Origin of the sequence: Mycobacterium sp. 050134, assembly GCF_036409085.1 — a bacterium.
GTDB lineage: Bacteria > Actinomycetota > Actinomycetes > Mycobacteriales > Mycobacteriaceae > Mycobacterium.
Map to the genome: position 1 here is coordinate 105,614 of NZ_JAZGLV010000006.1, position 17,490 is coordinate 123,103.

Below are 17,490 nucleotides of genomic sequence, written 5' to 3' on the forward strand. Positions count from 1 at the left end.
GGGGCGCTTGGGAAGCCGGGCGAGATCGCCGAAAGGGAATGCGTCGGGGACCGCGGCCCGCGGGTGCCTCCGGAGCGTTCTCGTAGGCGAAATTGGAACGCGCCGGATCAACGTCGCGCACGCTACCCTGGACCACCGCACCACCCTAGCTGACACGAGTTCAATAACGGATCCGAATCTTCGTGAACGCGGACCGAAGCGTCGCCCTATTGGCACGGTTCGGATGTGCTGCCATTACGTCTTCCCGCCGGGCCGCGGCGATTTGCTGCCGGTGGGCGGTCGCGCCAAATCGGTGGTCCTTTTTGATTTCCTGGGCGCGCGCCACCTGTTTCGTGGTGTAACCGATGAACAGCGCCGCCACGGCCAGGAGGATCACCACTCCGCCGAGCCACAGCCAGCCATAGGCGTAACCGCGGTCGAGCGTGTGCAATTGGGCGTTGGTCATGGAATTCACGGGCCCGTGGGTGCCGCCCAGCTGCAGGGCCCTCGACGTGATGGCCGCCTGGACCACGGCCATCACGAGTGGGCCGCCCAGGCAGCGCAGCATCACGGCGATAGCCGCGGCCGGGCCGATTTCGTCCACGCCGACGCTGGCGACCAGCGCCAGCCCCAGCGGGACGTTGATCAAGCCGAGGCCGGTGCCGGCGATGACGATGGGCAGCAACAGGTCCGGGAAATAAGGGAGGTCGCGGGTCAGCGTCGTGCCATACAAGATCGCGGTCAGCAGCATCGCGGCGCCGACGATCACCACCGCCCGAGGCGGGAACCGCATCACCAGCCGCGAGGACGCGCCGGCGCCGAGGGCCGTGGCGAAGGCGAACGGGGTGAAGGCGATGGCCGCGCGCATTGGGCCGTAACCCATCAGGCTCTGCACATAGAGGGCGACCATGACGGCCATGGTGAAAGTGATTCCGCCGGTGAGGAATGTTGCCGCGAAGGTGGCCATCCGACTGCGGTCCGCGAACAGGCGGAACGGCAAGATCGGGTTCTCGGCGCTGCGCTCGACGAGCGCGAAACCGATGAAGGCCGTCAGTGCCACCGCGCCGGAACCGAGCGCGACGGCCGACAACCAGCCCCGTTCCGGCCCCGTCGACAAGCAGAAAACGGCGCCGGTGCACGCCACCGTGGCCAGCACGCCCCCGGCGGCGTCCAGCTTCATCCGCTCCTTCTCGGTTTCCCGGAGCGCGGTACGGGCAAGGTAGACGACCAGGAGACCGAGCGGGACGTTGACCAGGAACGCCAATCGCCACGACAGCTCGGTGAGCGCGCCGCCGGCCACGAGGCCCAGCACCGACCCGACGCTGGCCATCGCGCCGAACACGGCCATCGCCGCGTTGCGGGAAGGCCCCTTGGGGAACGTGGTCGCAACGAGCGCCAGAGCCGTCGGCGCGGCGATGGCCGCGGCGACCCCCTTCACCAGCCGCGCCAGCACGAGAACGCTGCCGTCCCAAGCCACGCCGCACAACGCCGAGGTGATGGTGAACAGGGCGGCGCCGACGATCAAGGTGCGTTTCCTGCCGAAGGCGTCGCCGATCCGGCCGCCGAGCAGCATCAGGCCGCCCGACGCCAGGACGTAGGTGGTGATCACCCAGCTCCGGGTGGCATCGGACAATTCCAGCTCGTTCTGGATCTTGGGAAGCGCGAAGAGGGCGACGGTGCCGTCCATCATCGCCAGGAGCTGGATGCCGCCGAGCGCGCTGACGATGGCGACGAACTGGCCCGTCGCGAGCCCGGCCGGGGCGCCCGGTTCCGCGAGGGCGGGGTTTGCCGTTCCGCGCACCCCGTCGTTCACGGGTGACTGCCCGCTCTTCGCGTCCGGGGGGGTCGCCATGGCGAAGAATCTCCCATCCGGCTGATCAACACGGGTGCAATAAAGGTTCTACACCTTTATCGGGCGAAAAGGACGATTCGCCGGGGATCGGCCGGACGTCTAGTCGATCGCGCCCGTCAGGCCGAACTCCTCCAGCGCGCGGGCGGCCAGCCGGCGCAGGGCGGGCTTCGTATTGTCGGCGCCCGGTTGATAGGCGACGACGTGGATGAAGAGCTTGCGCAGCACCGGCGTCCGCAACGACAGCAATTGCAGTTGCCCCCCTGAGCGGTCGAGCCACTGCCGAGCCACGCGTTGCCTGATCCCGCGGGCGAAGGCGTAGTCGCAGTGGGTGCCGTCGACCAGGCTTATCACCGAGCCCACGTCGCCCAGGTTGGAGCAGACCACCGGCCGTGCCGGGTCGGCGAACCCCGCTTCGACGCCGCGCCGCCACGTCCGTTTCGGTGTCAAGGGGGCCAACGCGGCGAGGCCCAACGCCTCGTCCGGCGATTCGCGGAGATCCGTCAGCGCCTGCTTGATCGCCGCGCGGGCATCCCGCAGATCGGTTGTCACTTGCGCCGGGTCCACGCTGACGCGGGCCAAGGACACGGCGATGGCGCGGGTGTCGCCCTCGGTGCGGTCGCTGATGAGGAGTTGCACGGTGACCGCGCCGTCACCGTCGCGTCGGCGCCCGAGATGCTCCGCGAGTTTGGCCGTCAGCGCGGCGGCCAACGTATTGCTTGATGCGCCAAGGGATTCCGCGCGGGCATCCCAATCGTCCATGTCGATGGAGATCGTGATACCCGGCGGAACGACCAGCCCTGTGTCCCCGTCGTCGCCCTCGGGGCCGACGGCCACGGGCGCGGGGGCCGGCGGTTGCCCCCCAGCACGGCGCTGCCTGCGGAACAGGCTTGCCGCCGCTACCAGCGCGCGGGCAACCTCGGGTGCGTCGCGGGCTGCTTGGCGGGCGTCCTCGACCGCCGCGCGCAGCCGGGTGCGGGAACGTGGCGGCGGGTAGCCGAAATCGTACGTGTTGGCCTGAATCGCCTCGATGATCGCGATCATGAAGCCGATGCCGTCGAGCAGGTAGTGCGACGCGACCAGGCTGATGGCGGTCGAGCCATCGGTCAGGGAAACGACGCCGAGGTGCCACCCCGGGCCCGATTCCGGGTCGACGGGCAGTTGTGACCGCTCGTCGGCCCAGTCGCTGAGTTCGGCACGCGGACGGGCGCACGGTGCGAAATCGATTTCCGCGGGCCCCCGGTCCAATACCCACCGATGCCGGCCGAACGGCAGCGGTGAACGTTCGATAAGCCTTGCCAACAAACCGTGCCGGAGATTGTGGTGGAGACGCCGCAGCGCCTCGAAGTCGACGGGGTGCTCATAAACCCAGACGACCTGCATCACTTCCGTTTGGCCGGCGGCACGTTGCCCGGCAAAGAACGCCTGGTCGACAAACGTGAGCCGGTTATCGGCGCGTTCCGACCCATGGGCGGAGCGCCCTTTGAACGAAAATCGCTCACGAGATATCCGGCCCGACACTGACAGCCTCCGACGACAGGTATTGAATTTGGCCCGCGACTTTCGGCGGAGCGTACACCGTGTGACGACTCGTGCCGCGTCCGGACGGCCGGGTTGTCGCCCGGTTCAACGATTATCGGATCGCGTTCGTGTGGCGCTTGTCCTCGCCTGGCAATGGTGGCATTGCGATTGGCGACACCTCCTTCGGTGCGCGCCCGACCCGGCGCGTCAAACGCCCGGAGGGGCCACGACAAAAATGCATACATTTCGGTTCTTGCCCGTGTCCACTTTCCACCAAATCCGACGGGGATAGGGGCGGACCCTTATCGTGTTGTCGTGACCAAGCGCCGTCATCTCGTCCGGGAGCGCTGGTGACCCTCACTCCGGAGCCCGCAACCGCCGACCGGCGGGTCGCGCTGTTCGTGCTGGGCTATGCCCGCTCCGGAACCTCGGCGCTGACGCGGGTCATCTCGTTGTGCGGTGCGACGCTCCCACCCCGATTGCTGGGCGCCATCAAGAGATATCCGGGCGGCTTCTGGGAGCCCCGAGCGGCCGTCAATCTCAACGGCGCGATCCTGCGCCGCCACCATAGCGCCGGGTTCGACCCGACGTTGTGCCTGCAGGAGGAAGGTGCCTTCGACGCCGCCGAGCGGGCCGCCTACGTCGCAAAGATCCGGGCCTACCTCAGGGCGCTGCCAACCGCGCCGGTCGTGGTCATCAAGGACCCAAAGATCACCGTGCTGTCCGGCCTGTGGTTCGAAGCGGCGCGGCAGGCGGGGTTCGCCCCGATGGCCGTGATCGCGGTGCGCCATCCACAGGAGTGCATCAGTTCGACGACGGCGGCCGCCGGGACTTCGCCCGAACTCGGTGGCGCATTGTGGCTCAAATACAGTCTGCTGGCCGAGCGGGGCACCCGCGAGGTGCCGCGGGTGTTCGTCGAGTACACGAATCTTCTGGGAAATTGGCGCCGCGAATTGACGCGGATTTCCACGGCGCTCGCGATCGACCTCGACACCCCGAATGAGGCTGCGATCGAGGCGTTCCTAGCGCCGAATCTCCGCAACCACCGTCACAAGGGACCTGAGGCCGAGCTCTTCGGTGGAAATTGGTTTTCGCGGGCCTACGAAACGCTCAGCGCGGCGGCGCGGGACGAGCCGTGGGACCAGTCCGAGTTGGATCGCACGTTCGAGGCGTATCGGGCCAGCGAAAAAGGATTCCGCACGGCGTTCGAGGATTTCCGTCGCCTGCACACCCGTTACCGGCTGGTGCCGATACCGGTAGTGAAGTTATTCCTGGAGATCAACGCAATCGCCCGCCGGCGCAGCGAGACCTGGGCTTGACAGCGGAGGCGTGTCGCGCATTGGCACTGCCCCAAAACGTTTTGATGGCTATTGGACAGTGCCGGCATTGGGTTATGCTCCCGAGCGGCTGAACAGGGAGGGTGAGGCCGCCGCTGTCATTTCACCGAATGCGCACGGACAGTGAAGGGCCAGGATCCACCCGATGAAGTTTGTGCTGGCGTTCTACGGCACTCGCGGCGACGTCGAGCCCGGTGTCGCGCTCGGGCGCGAGCTCCTGCGCAGAGGCCACATCGTGCGCATGGCAGTCCCTCCGGACCTGACGGGTTTCGCCGAGTCGGCCGGGCTCCAGGCCGTCGCCTACGGCCCGGACATCCAGGCATGGCTGGAATCGACGCGCAATTTCTGGGCGCGCTTTTTCCGCACCTTCTGGAAGGTCGGCGAGCTCAAAGATCTGTTGCAGGAATCCCGGGCGCCGGGCACCCGCGCCTGGGGCGGGATGAGCGCCGTCCTGACCTCGCTGACGGACGGGGCGGATCTGGTGTTGACCGGCGTCAGTTTCGAGGAGCTGGCCGCCAATGTCGCGGAATACCGCGGGCTTTCGTTCGCCACCCTCGTGTGGTTCCCGATACGGGTCAACGGTTACATCGTTCCGATCCTGCCGGCGCCGCTGATCCGCTCGGCGATGAAGGTCTACGAGTGGCTGATCTGGCGCGGTGTGAAGAAAGCCCAGGACGCCCAGCGCGGCGAACTCGGTCTGCCCACGGTCACCTCGCCCGTGCCGCGACGGATCGCCGAACAAGGATCGCTGGAAATCCAGGCATATGACGAGGTCTGTTTTCCCGGACTCGCGGCCGAATGGGCGAGGTGGGGGGACAAGCGGCCGTTCGTCGGCACGCTGACGATGGAGTTGGCGACCGAGGCCGATGCCGAGGTCGCGTCGTGGATCGCCGCGGGAACGCCGCCGATCTGTTTCGGATTCGGCAGCATCCCGGTCGAATCCGCCGCCGACACGCTGGCGATGATCCGGGTGGCCTGCACGCGGTTGGGCGAGCGCGCGCTGGTATGTGCCGCGGCGTCAGACTTTCGGGGAGAACCGGAGGACGATCACGTCAAGGTGGTGAGTGCGATGAACTACGCGGCCGTCTTCCCATCCTGTCGCGCCGTGGTGCACCACGGCGGCGCGGGAACCACGGCGGCGGGCCTGCGCGCCGGGGTTCCCACGCTGATCCTCTGGATGGCGGACGTCCAGGTGATTTGGGGCGCCGCCGTCAGACAGCTGAAAGTCGGCACCTCCCGGCGCTTTTCGGCCACCACCGAGACATCGCTCGTTGCGGACTTGCGCACCATCCTCGCCCCGGACTACCGCGCTCGCGCACGCGAGGTCGCCGCCCGAATGACCAGGCCCGCCGACAGCGTCGCGGCCGCGGCCGACCATTTGGAGAAATACGTCAGCGAGCGCGGCCTTGGCTGACTGGCGCGGGGGGCGACCAGGTCCGGCGGGCGTCCGCGGTGTCCGGGTGGGCTCGGTGGCGCGGCGGGTGTTCGGCAACTGTGCGCTCGGGCGGCGAAAGGCGGACCCGCGATGAGGTTGGTCATGGCGAATTGGGGGCGGCGCGGTGATATCGAGCCATGCGTCGCCGTCGGCCGCGAGCTGCTGCGCAGGGGACACGAAGTGCAAATCGCCGTCCCGCCCGACCTCGTCGCCTTCGCCGAGTCGGCCGGTCTGAAGACGGTCGCCTGCGGACCCGACACGCACGCCATCATGGCGGTGACGCGCGAATACTGGACGTGCTTCTTCGCCAGCCCGTGGCGGATCCGGGAATTGGGCAGAATGCGCCGCGAGGTCGAGGAGGGCATTCGCGAGTGCTGGGTCGGGATGAGCACGACGCTCTCGGCGCTGGCGGACGAGGCCGATGTGCTGTTCATCGGCGTGAATTTCGAGGTGGCCGCCGCGAACATCGCGGAGGCTCATGGCATTCCGTTGGTGACGCTGCATTGGTTCCCCGTGCGGGCCCGGAGCCAGCTCGTGCCGTTCCTGCCGGCGCCACTGGGCCGATTGATGACGTCGGCGTTCTGGTGGCTGTCCTGGCTGGGATCGCGGAAGGTCGAGGACGCGCAGCGCCGCGAGCTCGGCCTGCCGAGGGCGATCGCGCCGGTACAGAAGCGGATCGCCGAGCGCGGCTGGCTGGAAATTCAGGCCTACGACGAGGTGTGCTTCCCGGGGCTGGCCGCCGAATGGGGGAAGGCCGCCGCCCACCGCCCCTTCACCGGTGCGTTGACGATGGAGTTGCCGACGGACGCCGACGAGGAGGTCGCCTCGTGGATCGCGGCCGGGACACCACCGGTCTGCTTCAGCTTCGGGAGCATCTCGGTGGAATCCGCGGCCGACACGTTGGCGATGATCAGCGCGGCCTGCGCCCGGTTGGGTGAGCGCGCGCTCGTCTGCGCCGCCGGGACGGACTTCGGTAGCGTCCCCGGCGCCGACCACGTCAAGGTGGTGGGCACGGTCAACTACGCGGCGATCTTCCCGTCCTGCCGAGCGGTCGTGCACCACGGCGGCGCCGGCACCACGGCCGCGGGGCTGCGCGCCGGGGTACCCGCACTGATCCTCTGGACGTTGCCCGATCAGCCGCTCTGGGGCGCCGCGATCAAACGGCTGAAGGTCGGCACCGCTCGCCGCCTCTCGGCCACCACCGAGGAATCGTTGGTCGTCGACCTGCGCACCATCCTCGCCGGGGATTACGTGGCCCGCGCCCGGGAGATCGCGACGCGGATGACCAAACCCACCGAAAGCGTTGCGGCCGCTGCGGACCTCGTCGAGGATTTCGCCCGGCTCAAGCGGGTTGTGTGATCGAGTGATCGGCGAATCATGAAGTTGAAGAAAAGTCCGAAAGGCTTTTGGCGGTTTCGGCGAAAGTCTAAGCTCATCGCCGACAAGTGCCGGCACGCAAGACAGGGGCCGTTTTGACCGTGACCAATAGCGACGCGCGATCCCTCTACCTTGACCTGCTCCGGCGCAACCTCACCAGATACGGCGTCGAGGAACTCGAACCCGTGGGTTGGTCGCTCGGGCATCCACTCAAATTTGGCAATTTCATGCTCGTGAACAAGCGTCCGTTCGACAAGCGAAAGCGCGACTTGGGCGGGGACTGGCCGGCGGAGGCCGAGACGATGATCGGCATGCATCGACTCACCAGCCTGCAACGTTGCGTCGAGACCGTGCTGGAGGAGGGCATCCCGGGCGACCTCGTCGAATGCGGGGTCTGGCGCGGGGGGGCCTGCATTCTCATGCGCGCGGTGCTGGCCGCGTACGGCGACGAAACCCGGTCCGTCTGGCTATGCGACTCGTTTGAGGGCCTGCCTCGCCCGGACACCGCGAATTACCAGGCCGACAAGGACATCAAGGTGGGCCTTGCCGGCGCCGCCCTTGCCGTCCCGGAGGCCGAAGTCAAAGCCAATTTCCAGCGCTACGGATTGCTCGACGACCGGGTCCGCTTCCTGCCGGGCTGGTTCAAAGACACGCTGCCCACGGCGCCGATTGATCGCATCGCGGTGTTGAGGCTCGACGGCGACCTGTACGAGTCGACGATCCAGGCGCTCGACGCGCTGTACCCCCGCCTGTCCCCGGGTGGTTTCTGCATCGTCGACGACTACCTCGACATCGAGGCATGCCGGCGGGCGGTCGCGGACTATCGCGCCGATCACGGCATCACCGCGGAGATCTTCGAAGTCGACGAAAGCGGACCGGTGAGTTCCCAGCGGCGGCAGCCCGCGTCGGTCGCGGCCAGCCCGAGCGGCGCCCGCGCCGGCACGAAGGACTTCACGCACGACCGGCGTGATCTTTCCTCGGGTCGCTGCGGCGGCGTGCTCTGGCGCAAGGAGTAAGAGCAAGGAGTAACGGCCGCGTATTGCAAAGGGCCCGTTGCCCCTTGGCGCTCAGGCTCCGGTTTGGACCGGCCCCATACCGTAGGCGACCATCATGATCCCGAGGACCGCCACCAGGGCGATCAGGGTTTGGCGACGGTGCGCCAAGACCCAGTCGTGTACGCGTCGCAGGAATGCCTCGGTCTTCGCCGGCGCGGCCACGTGGCTGACGAGGATGATCTCGACGACCGCGAACATCCCGACGACCCAGGCGATCGCCAGGCCGACCTGTGTGCCGATCGCGGTCCCCGAGGCCATGATGCTGGTGAGGACCAACAGGACGGTCAGGGGCGGCGGGCCCGACGCGAGGCCCACCACCACGGAGATCCATGAGGAGCCGTTGTCCCAAGCGACGCGGGCACGCCCGCGCAGCACGTGTCCCACGGGATGGCGCTCCTTCCGCGCATCTGGTTCCCCTTCCGCCGTGCGGACGCTCGCCGAGGTGCCGGCGTCCGGCCCTCCCGGCGACCCGGTGCCGTTCGCTGCCGGAACGTACACGCGCGGCGACATGCGATGGCGAATTGTCATCAGCGCGGCGATCGATATTGCGAGCACTCCGATGGCGATTTGAATGTGATGGACGGTGGGACTGGTGAACGAGGCCACGGCCAAATGGTGTGCGGTGGTCCTGAACGTCGGTACGGAATGCAGCACCATTAGCGGAACGAGCATGTAAGGCACGCTCACGGCCATCGCGCCGACCCAGTAGGCGAACAGGCTTTGCGTCGGCCGCGGTCGAGTGATCATCAGAACGATCAGGCCGAGCCGGAGCGGATCGAGCGCGAGCGCAAGCGCTAAGACCAGAGCCGGGCTCCACACGGCTGGAACACTACCTCTTCGGTTTCTTATTGTGCGGCGGCGGAATGGGAAAAGCTCTTAGCGACGGATGGAATCGGTTAGCGCGATCTCGGGTGGGAGCGCCGAGTTCGAAAGCCAGCCGTCGACGGTGCGTGAGAAAAGGTCCGGATTGTGCAAGGGCCACTCGTGGTCCATTCCGGTCGCGATTCGGTCGATGCCGTTCGGCATTTTCCGCGCGAGCGCCGCCGCCGAGCGGCGAACGAGCCACATGTCGTGGGAGCCACTGAGGAACAACGCGGGGGAGTCCGATTTGTCGAGCCCGTCGGGAAGTGTGAAACCCGTGACCGCCTCCACGACGTGCGCGACCTGTTCGGCCGGCATGAGGCGGATGTCATCGCGGTAGTCGTCGCGCCTCGCCGGGGAAACCCCGATGAGCCGGGCGTTCTTTCGAAGGGTCACGGAGCGGGAGACCCGCGCGACCACCCCCATGACCAACTGCGCAAAGCGGACCCCCGGCAGCTCGTTGACGATGGCCCCGCACAGCACGGCCCGGTCGATGAGTTCCGGATTTGCGGCCAACAATTGCGCCCCCACCTGAGCTCCGAGCGACAGGCCCACCAAATGCGCCCGGCCACCGACCCGCGCGCGGATGAGTTCCGCCACGGCGGTGGCGGCCCCCTTCATTTCGAATGGTTCCGGCTGCAAACTGTTGCCGTGTTGCGGTAGATCCGGGACCAGACAGCGATAGCGTTCCCGCAGCCTTTCGACCACCGGTTGCCACGATCGCCCGCTGTACTCCCCGCCGTGCAGGAAGACAATCGCCGGCGCCCGGGCCGAACCGGATTCTCGAAAGAACAAATCCACGGGGCGATCCTATTCGGTCCCCAAGAATGCGCCAGGTCCGACAAGTTGGCGGCCGGCGCAAAGCGCCGCGGTCGGCGTCCACGGGCACCGGCAATTCCGTTGGCTATTGCCCGGTGCGAGCCCGCCGCGGCGAAGGGCCGGGTGGCCCGGCGGAAATTCGATGCCGATATCTCTTAAACATGTGTCCAATGGGCGTCTACACTCAGCGCCGGAAGTGCCGGCATGCGGGACAGGGGCAATCTTGACCATCACCGACAACGACGTCCGCTCGCTCTACCTCGATTTGCTCCGACGCAATCTCACCCGTTACGGGATGCACGAGCGCATGCCCGCCGATTGGCCGTGGCGGCGGCGCCTCCTCCTCAAATTCGTCAACACCCTCAGCTCGATCCGCACCGGCACCAGCCCGTTCGATCAGCGGAGGCGCGAACTGGGCCTGGACTGGCCCGCCGAGGCCGAAACGATGATCGGCATGCAGAGGCTGGCCAGCCTGCAGCAGTGCGTCGAGACGGTGCTGGCCGACGACATTCCCGGTGACCTGATCGAATGCGGAGTGTGGCGCGGAGGGGCGTGCATCCTCATGCGCGCGGTCCTGGCCGCCTACGGAGACGAGACGCGATGCGTGTGGCTGGCCGATTCCTTCGAGGGCGTGCCGCGCTCCGATCCCGACAATTACGCGGCCGACAAGGGCATCAGGGCGGAGTTGGCCGCCGGGATCCTCGGCGTGCCGGAAGCGGTGGTCAGGGCGAATTTCGAGCGCTACGGCCTGCTCGACGACAGGGTGCGCTTCCTGCCGGGCTGGTTCAAGGACACGTTGCAGGATGCCCCGATCGAGCGGCTCGCCGTGTTGAGGCTCGACGGCGACCTGTACGAGAGCACGATACAAGCGCTCGACGCGCTGTACCCGCGGTTGTCTCCGGGGGGCTTCTGCATCATCGACGACTATCAGGCGGTGAAGGCGTGTGAGCAGGCCGTCACCGACTACCGCGCGAAACACGAGATCTCGGCGGAGATCGTCGACATAGACGGAACGGGTGTGCTGTGGCGCAAGTGATGAGATCGGTCGGCACGCTCTTCGGAGTGGCCACAGTCGCCCTCGTCGGCGGCGGCATGCGCCGCGCGGCACGCGGGCGGACGGTGGTCATCCGGGACGTCTACGCCGCCGACGGCCTGATCAGCATTCATCGCCACGCCTTCATGGACGATCCACAGTTCCAGCGGGCATATCGGCGCGGCGTCCAGGCCATCGGCGGCCGCGACCGCTATCACTGGCACTGGCGGGTGAACGTCGGGCTGTGGGCGGCCTCCTGTGCGAGCCGGCTCGACGGGGACTTCGTGGAATGCGGGGTCAACTACGGGTTCTTGAGCAGCGCCGTCATGGAATTCCTCGAGTGGGATCGGCTGGGCAAGACGTTCTATCTGCTCGATACGTTCGCGGGACTCGATTCGCGCTACATCACCGCCGGTGAAAGTCGATCCGGGATCCTGAAGAAGAACAAGAAGCACCTGCGCGACGGTTTCTATGTCAACTCGGTCGACGGCGTCCGTGCCAACTTCGCTCAGTGGCATAACCACCGCATCATCGTGGGCGCGATCCCGGAAACGCTTGAGCAGGTCGAGGCGCGCACCATTGCCTTCCTGCACATCGACATGAACTGCGCGCCACCGGAAGTCGCGGCATTGCGCAATCTCTGGCCGCGCCTGGTGCCAGGCGCCTTCGTGCTGCTGGACGACTACGCCTTCCGCGGATCCGAGGAGCAGCGCCTCGCCATGGATGCCGTGGCGAGCGAACTGGGCGTGTCGATTTGCGCGTTGCCGACCGGCCAGGGCCTGCTCATCAAGCCGGCGCTCTGCCATGAGCCCACCCCCTGACCCCGATCACGTGACGGCATGAACGCCGGCATCGGCGCCCCGGTGCGGATCGGCATCCTGGGCGCTTCGCGCTTCGCGCCGATGATTCTCGTCAAGCCGGCCCGGACAAGCGAAGAGGTCGTGGTGGCGGCGGTGGCCGACCGCGACGTTTCCCAGGCGCGTGCTTTCGCCGCCAAGCACGGCATCGCCAAGGCGCACGAGAGTTACGACTCGCTGCTCGCCGATAGCGACCTGGATGCCGTCTACATCGTGCTGCCGAACAGCCTGCACGGCAGGTGGACGCGGGCCGCGCTCGCCGCGGGCAAGCACGTGCTGTGTGAGAAGCCGTTCATGGCCAACGCCGCCGAGGCGCGCGAGATCGCGGAGCTGGCAGCGGCATCCGGCCGGGTGGTGATGGAGGCGATCCAGTACCGCTATCACCCGCTGACGTCGCGCACCCAACAGATCGTCGCCTCCGGAGAGCTCGGTAAACTGGAACGGGTGGACGTCGCCTTGTGCGTCCTGCTGCCCAGGCGCTCCAACCCCAACGTGTACGACTACTCCCTTGCCGGGGGCGCGCTCATGGACGCCGGCGTGTATGCGGTCGACATGGTGCGCACCTTCGGCGGTTCGACTCCCGAAGTTCTTTCGGCACAAGCGAAATTGGGCCGTCCCGACATCGACCGGGCGATGACGGCCGAGCTTCGGTTCGAAAGCTGGCTCACCGGTGGGATCCGCTGCGCGCTGTGGTCGTCGAACCTGTTCCGGGCGAGCGCAAAGCTGGTCGGCGACCGCGGCGAACTCCGGGTGCTCAGTCCGGCGGCGCCCCACCTCTTCCATCGGCTCTCCGTCCGATCGGCCGACAGCCAGCGGGTGGAGCGTTTCCCGGCGCGCAGTTCCTTCGCGTATCAGCTCGACGCTTTCTCGGCGGCCGTGCTGCGCGGCGAGCCGGTGAAGACCACACCGCAGAACGCGGTCGAGAACATGGGCGTCATCGATGCGATCTACCGTGCGGCGGGCCTTCCCCTGCGCAAGCCGGCCTGAACGCTGAACCCGTTGCGGAGGCAGCGTTGTCGACTTGGTCAGCTGGCGAAATGCGCCTGGTCCACATGCGCGGCCACCCGCAGGGCGTTCGCCGCGACCGTCAGGCTCGGGTTGAGTCCGGCGCTGGACGGGAAGAAGGAGGTGTCGATGACGTACAGGTTGTCCACCTCGTGGGCGCGGTTCTGGGCGTCCAGCACGCTCGTCTTCGGGTCGGTACCAAAGCGGCACGTGCCGCAGACGTGGCCCAGGTTCGCGTTGTCCTTGCCGCTGCCGATGGCGATCGTGCGAAACGGCGCCAACACGTCTTTCAACTGGCGCAAGAACACCGTGCGGCGCTCGATCTCGCTGGCGTGCAGGCGGTATCGGATGCGCACTCGTTGGCGGCCGTCCCCGCTGGGCCGGTTATACGGTAGGACGCGGTTGTCCAGGTACGGCAGGTCTTCGGTCATCGCGGCGAGTACCAGCCCGCCGCTCAGGAAGCGTTTGTAGACCTGACGCACGACCGGGCCCGCCAGGTTCAGCGCTCTGCCGCGCCAGCCGGGGCGGTTGGTCAGCCACTCCACCGGGGGTAACGCGCCGAATGACTGCACGGTGCCGTACTTTTGGCCTTCCCAGAAGTAGAAGTCGTTGAATCCGATCTCCTTGTTCGCCGCCGCCGCCGGCCCTTGCCAGGGCTGCGGCCAGGTCTCGATCGGGTCCAGCAGGTGGCGCATGAGGTTCCGGCCGACCCAATCGGAGCCATTCGCCAGACCGCGCGGCCATTCGCCCGAGCGGGAATTGAGCAGCAGCACCGGCGTGACGAGCGCACCGGCGGCGAGCACCACCACCTTGCTTTTGAGGGCCAACGTGTCGGAGCCATGGCGGCAGATCACCTGCCGCACCCGGGTCCGGTCGGCATCCAGGCGCACGACGAGACAGTCGGCCAGCAGGTGGGCACCGTGCTCGGTGACGGCGGGCAGCACCCCGTTTCGGGCGGCGTCGTTCTTGCACGACCGGTCGCAAAGGTAGGTCTGGCAGGTGGTGCAGCCGTCGGTGTAATCGCAGGCCATCGGCAGGTGATACGGGTGCAGACCGCGGCCCGCGAGGTAATTGACCAACGGTTGGTTGGCTGCCGAAAACGGCGGCGCCGCAGGCAGATCGGCCTCGGCCGCCGCCGGGCGCAGAGGGTCGGGTTCGCCGCGAACGCCCAGCGCCTTCTCGGCCTCGGCGTACCAGGGCCGGAGCTGCTCGTAGCTGATCGGCCAGGCCTCGGGCACGGTGGAATCGCCGGGGTCGCGGAAGTTCTGCCGGGGGGTGAAGTCGCCGGCGAAGAACCGCTCGCACACCATGCCGTAGAGAGCCGACGACCCGCCGGTGCCGCTCCCAATGAACGGCACGAACCGGCGCGGGAAGCGCCCGCTGATGTCTTCGACCTCGTCGGTCGTGCGCCCGGCCCGCGCCAACGAGTCGTAGAAGGCCACCGGCGACCGGTAAGCCCGCGGCTCGGCGAGCTCGGGGATCGCGGCGCGGATGGTTCCTGGCGACCCGGGCAGCGTCGAGCGGCCCTTCTCGACGAACAACACCCGCCGGCCCGAGCGGGCCAGCCGGTTGCCCAGCATCCCCCCGCCCATGCCCGTGCCCACCACGATCACGTCCCACAGGACGCGTTCGGCCTCGCGCGGACTCAGGTCGCCGTCAGCCAACGTCGAGCTCCTCAGTGGATATGACCCAAAGCGTGGCCCGGCCTGGGCGATTCGCGATCGTACCATCGCCAATTACTCCAACCGGCGAATCGAGGTCCGCCCCTGACCGGCCGGTGGTTCGCGCTACCGGCAACCGTGTTCGGGCCGCGCTCGGTGTCCGGGCCGATGCTGGCCGGTTCCATGCCTCGTTCGCCAACCCGAATCACCCGGGCCGGTGCTAGCATCCCGCCCATGGCTCACGGCTGCGCCCCGGTGCGGATCGGCGTCCTGGGCGCGTCGAGCTACGCGCCGACCACGTTGCTCAACCCGGCGCGGGAAACCGACGAGGTCGTGGTCGCGGCGGTGGGAGCCCGCGACGCGGCCAGTGCCCAGGCCTTCAGCGCCAAACACGGCATCCCACGGCCGCACGGCAGCTACGAGGCGCTGATCGCCGACCCCGACCTGGACGCTATCTACGTCTTGCTGCCGACCAGCATGCACGGCCAGTGGACCCGAGCCGCCCTTGCCGCGGGCAAACACGTCCTGTGCGAAAAGCCCTTCACCGCCAACGCCGCCGAGGCCCGCGACATCGCCGAGCTGGCGGCCACCTCGGACCGGGTGGTGATGGAGGCGATCCAATTTCGTCACCACCCGCTGACGTTGCGCGTTGAGCAGATCATCGCCTCGGGGGAGTTGGGCAGGCTCGAGCACGTGGAGGTCACCCTCTGCGTCATGTTGCGAAACTTCTCCGGCAATTGCTACAACTACTCGTTCGCGGGCGGCGCGATGATGGATGCCGGCAGCTACGTGGTCAACATGCTGCGCACGTTCGGCGGCTCGACCCCCGAGGTCGTCTCGGCGCGCGCCAGGCTGCGCGACCCGCGGGTGGACCGGGCCATGACCGCCGAGCTGCGGTTCGCGAGCGGGCACACGGGGCGGCTGCGGTGCGCGCTGTGGTCGTCCAACCTGTTCCGCGCCTCCGCCAAGGTGGTTGCCGAGCGCGGCGAGCTGCACTGGCTGAGTCCGGCGGCGCCCCACCTGTTCCCACGGCTCGTCATCCGCTCCGCCGACGGAAAGCGGGTGGAGCGCTTCCCGCGGCGTGCCACCTACGCGTACCAGCTCGACGCGTTCGCGGCGGCCGTGCTGCGGGGGGAGCCGGTGCGGACGACACCGCAGGACGCGGTCGAGAACATGACCGTCATCGACGCGATCTACCGCGCCGCCGGCCTCCCCGTGCGCGAGCCGGCATGACGCCCGGCGCCGCCCGCGGGCACGACGGCCGAAAGGGGCGCGCCCCCCGATGAAGTTTGTGCTGGCCTCGTACGGGGGGCGCGGCGATGTGGAGCCCGCGGTGGTGGTGGGGCGCGAGCTGCGGCGCCGCGGGCATGACGTGCTGATGGTGGTCCCGCCTAACCTGCTCGCCTTCGTGGCGGCCGCCGGTCTTGCGGCGGTCGCCTATGGGCTGGATTCGCAGCCCATCCTGGACGGGCAGCGACGGTATTGGACGGTCTACACCCGTACCCCGTGGAAGGTGCGGGAGCTCGGGAGGATGGCGCGCGAAACCGAAGAGTTCGCGACGCGCTGCTGGGCGGACATGACGACGACACTGAATTCCGCGACCGAAGGTGCGGACCTTTTGCTCACCGGGCTGATCTTCGAGCAGCCCGCGGTCAACGTCGCGGAGCACTTCGACATCCCTTTGGCCACACTGCATTTCTTCCCGGTGCGCCCGCACGGCCAGCTGCTTGCGCCATACCTGCCGGCGCCGGTTTCGCGCCGGGCGATGGCGGCGAACGACTGGCTGGCCTGGCGGGGGATGAAGAAGGGGGAGGACGCGCAGCGCCGCGAGCTGGGGCTCGCCCCGGCCACGCGCTCCGCGTCGCGGCGGGTGGCCGAACGGGGATCGCTGGAGGTGCAGGCCTACGACCCGACGTGCTTCCCCGGTCTCGCCGAGGAATGGGCGACATGGGAAGGCCGGCGCCCGTTCGTCGGGGCGCTGGCGATGGAGCTACCGACCGACGCCGACGAGGAGGTCGCGTCGTGGATCGCCGCCGGGACGCCGCCGATCTGTTTCGGATTCGGCAGCATCCCGGTCGAGTCCCCGGCCGACACGCTGGCGATGATCGGCGCGGCCTGCGCAAAGCTGGGCGAACGGGCATTGGTCTGCTCCGGGTCCACCGACTTCGGCGACGCGCCACGGTCGGACCACGTCAAGGTGGTGGGCGTGGTCAATTACGGCTCGATCTTTCCGGCGTGCCGCGCGGTCGTCCATCACGGCGGCGCCGGCACCCTGGCGGCGGGCCTGCGCGCCGGCATCCCCCAGTTGGTGTTGTGGACGCTGCCGGATCAGCCCTTTTTCGCGGCCGCGCTGAAACGACTGAAGGTGGGTGCCGGGCGGCGGTTCTCGACCACCACCGAGAAGTCACTGGTTGCCGATCTGCGCCGCGTCCTGGACCCGCAATTCGTCGCCCGGGCTCGCGAAATCGCGCCGAGGATCATCAGGCCCGCGGACAGCGCGGTGGCCGCGGCCGACCGGGTGGAGGATTTCGCCCGCTTCGCGGCTCGCCGCGGCTGCACCACCTGATCGAATCCCGTGTTCGCCGGTGCGAAACAAGATTCTGGCCTATTGGACGGGTGTTGATTAGACTTCCGAGGAGTTAGCCGGAGGCGGGAGGCCCCCAGCTTTTTAGTTCACAGGACGCACTGGGGGACTGAAGGG

At 67.9% G+C, this 17,490-nt stretch carries 14 protein-coding genes and 1 pseudogene; 10 read left to right on the forward strand and 5 right to left on the reverse strand.

All coding sequences use genetic code 11. The features are described 5' to 3' along the window. Window positions 1-160: 160 nt before the first annotated feature. Window positions 161-1,831, reverse strand: a complete 1,671-nt coding sequence (locus SKC42_RS09100) for an MFS transporter (protein WP_330963980.1) — start codon at window positions 1,829-1,831, stop codon at window positions 161-163. Between the two features lie 99 nt (window positions 1,832-1,930). After that, the gene (locus tag SKC42_RS09105; RefSeq protein ID WP_330963981.1) at window positions 1,931-3,130 is read right to left on the reverse strand and encodes a hypothetical protein; all 1,200 of its coding nucleotides are present in this window, start codon (window positions 3,128-3,130) and stop codon (window positions 1,931-1,933) included. A 6-nt stretch (window positions 3,131-3,136) separates the two neighbouring features. On the opposite strand from SKC42_RS09105, the gene SKC42_RS09110 reads away from it, so the two are divergent. The 5 genes and pseudogenes from SKC42_RS09110 to SKC42_RS09130 all read left to right on the forward strand — a co-directional run. Beyond that, window positions 3,137-3,352 (forward strand): hypothetical protein, encoded by a 216-nt coding sequence (locus SKC42_RS09110; RefSeq protein ID WP_330963982.1) that lies wholly within the window; start codon window positions 3,137-3,139, stop codon window positions 3,350-3,352. A gap of 347 nt (window positions 3,353-3,699) precedes the next feature. Continuing rightward, entirely contained in the window at window positions 3,700-4,668 is a 969-nt protein-coding gene (locus SKC42_RS09115; protein WP_442932060.1) for a sulfotransferase family protein, read from the forward strand. 163 nt (window positions 4,669-4,831) lie between these two features. Then, window positions 4,832-6,100, forward strand: coding sequence for a glycosyltransferase (locus tag SKC42_RS09120; protein WP_330963983.1), 1,269 nt, complete (start codon window positions 4,832-4,834; stop codon window positions 6,098-6,100). 111 nt (window positions 6,101-6,211) lie between these two features. Next, entirely contained in the window at window positions 6,212-7,480 is a 1,269-nt protein-coding gene (locus SKC42_RS09125) for a glycosyltransferase (RefSeq protein ID WP_330963984.1), read from the forward strand. 119 nt (window positions 7,481-7,599) lie between these two features. Continuing rightward, a pseudogene (locus SKC42_RS09130) lies at window positions 7,600-8,373 on the forward strand (TylF/MycF/NovP-related O-methyltransferase); the annotation flags it as partial. A gap of 192 nt (window positions 8,374-8,565) precedes the next feature. On the opposite strand, the gene SKC42_RS09135 reads toward SKC42_RS09130, so the two are convergent. Then, complete coding sequence (locus SKC42_RS09135) at window positions 8,566-9,372, reverse strand: GAP family protein (RefSeq protein ID WP_330963985.1); 807 nt, start codon at window positions 9,370-9,372, stop codon at window positions 8,566-8,568. A 57-nt stretch (window positions 9,373-9,429) separates the two neighbouring features. After that, on the reverse strand, window positions 9,430-10,215 hold the full coding sequence (locus tag SKC42_RS09140; protein ID WP_330963986.1) for an alpha/beta fold hydrolase: 786 nt from the start codon (window positions 10,213-10,215) through the stop codon (window positions 9,430-9,432). Between the two features lie 247 nt (window positions 10,216-10,462). Here SKC42_RS09140 and SKC42_RS09145 point away from each other — a divergent pair, with 247 nt between their 5' ends. Genes SKC42_RS09145 through SKC42_RS09155 form a run of 3 tightly spaced genes read left to right on the forward strand, consistent with a single transcriptional unit; the run spans window position 10,463 to window position 13,110 of the window. After that, a complete protein-coding gene (locus SKC42_RS09145) occupies window positions 10,463-11,269 on the forward strand; it encodes a TylF/MycF/NovP-related O-methyltransferase (protein ID WP_330964079.1) in 807 nt (268 codons plus the stop codon). A 56-nt stretch (window positions 11,270-11,325) separates the two neighbouring features. Beyond that, window positions 11,326-12,087 carry a TylF/MycF/NovP-related O-methyltransferase gene (locus tag SKC42_RS09150; protein WP_330964080.1) on the forward strand — a complete coding sequence of 254 codons (762 nt, stop codon included), beginning with the start codon at window positions 11,326-11,328 and terminating at the stop codon, window positions 12,085-12,087. 18 nt (window positions 12,088-12,105) lie between these two features. Further along, window positions 12,106-13,110 carry a Gfo/Idh/MocA family protein gene (locus tag SKC42_RS09155; RefSeq protein ID WP_330963987.1) on the forward strand — a complete coding sequence of 335 codons (1,005 nt, stop codon included), beginning with the start codon at window positions 12,106-12,108 and terminating at the stop codon, window positions 13,108-13,110. A 38-nt stretch (window positions 13,111-13,148) separates the two neighbouring features. Here SKC42_RS09155 and SKC42_RS09160 read toward each other — a convergent pair whose 3' ends face one another. Further along, entirely contained in the window at window positions 13,149-14,792 is a 1,644-nt protein-coding gene (locus SKC42_RS09160; protein WP_330963988.1) for a GMC family oxidoreductase, read from the reverse strand. A 231-nt stretch (window positions 14,793-15,023) separates the two neighbouring features. Here SKC42_RS09160 and SKC42_RS09165 point away from each other — a divergent pair, with 231 nt between their 5' ends. After that, window positions 15,024-16,022, forward strand: a complete 999-nt coding sequence (locus SKC42_RS09165) for a Gfo/Idh/MocA family protein (RefSeq protein ID WP_330963989.1) — start codon at window positions 15,024-15,026, stop codon at window positions 16,020-16,022. Between the two features lie 49 nt (window positions 16,023-16,071). After that, window positions 16,072-17,355 (forward strand): glycosyltransferase, encoded by a 1,284-nt coding sequence (locus SKC42_RS09170; protein ID WP_330963990.1) that lies wholly within the window; start codon window positions 16,072-16,074, stop codon window positions 17,353-17,355. The last annotated feature ends 135 nt before the right edge of the window (window positions 17,356-17,490 follow it).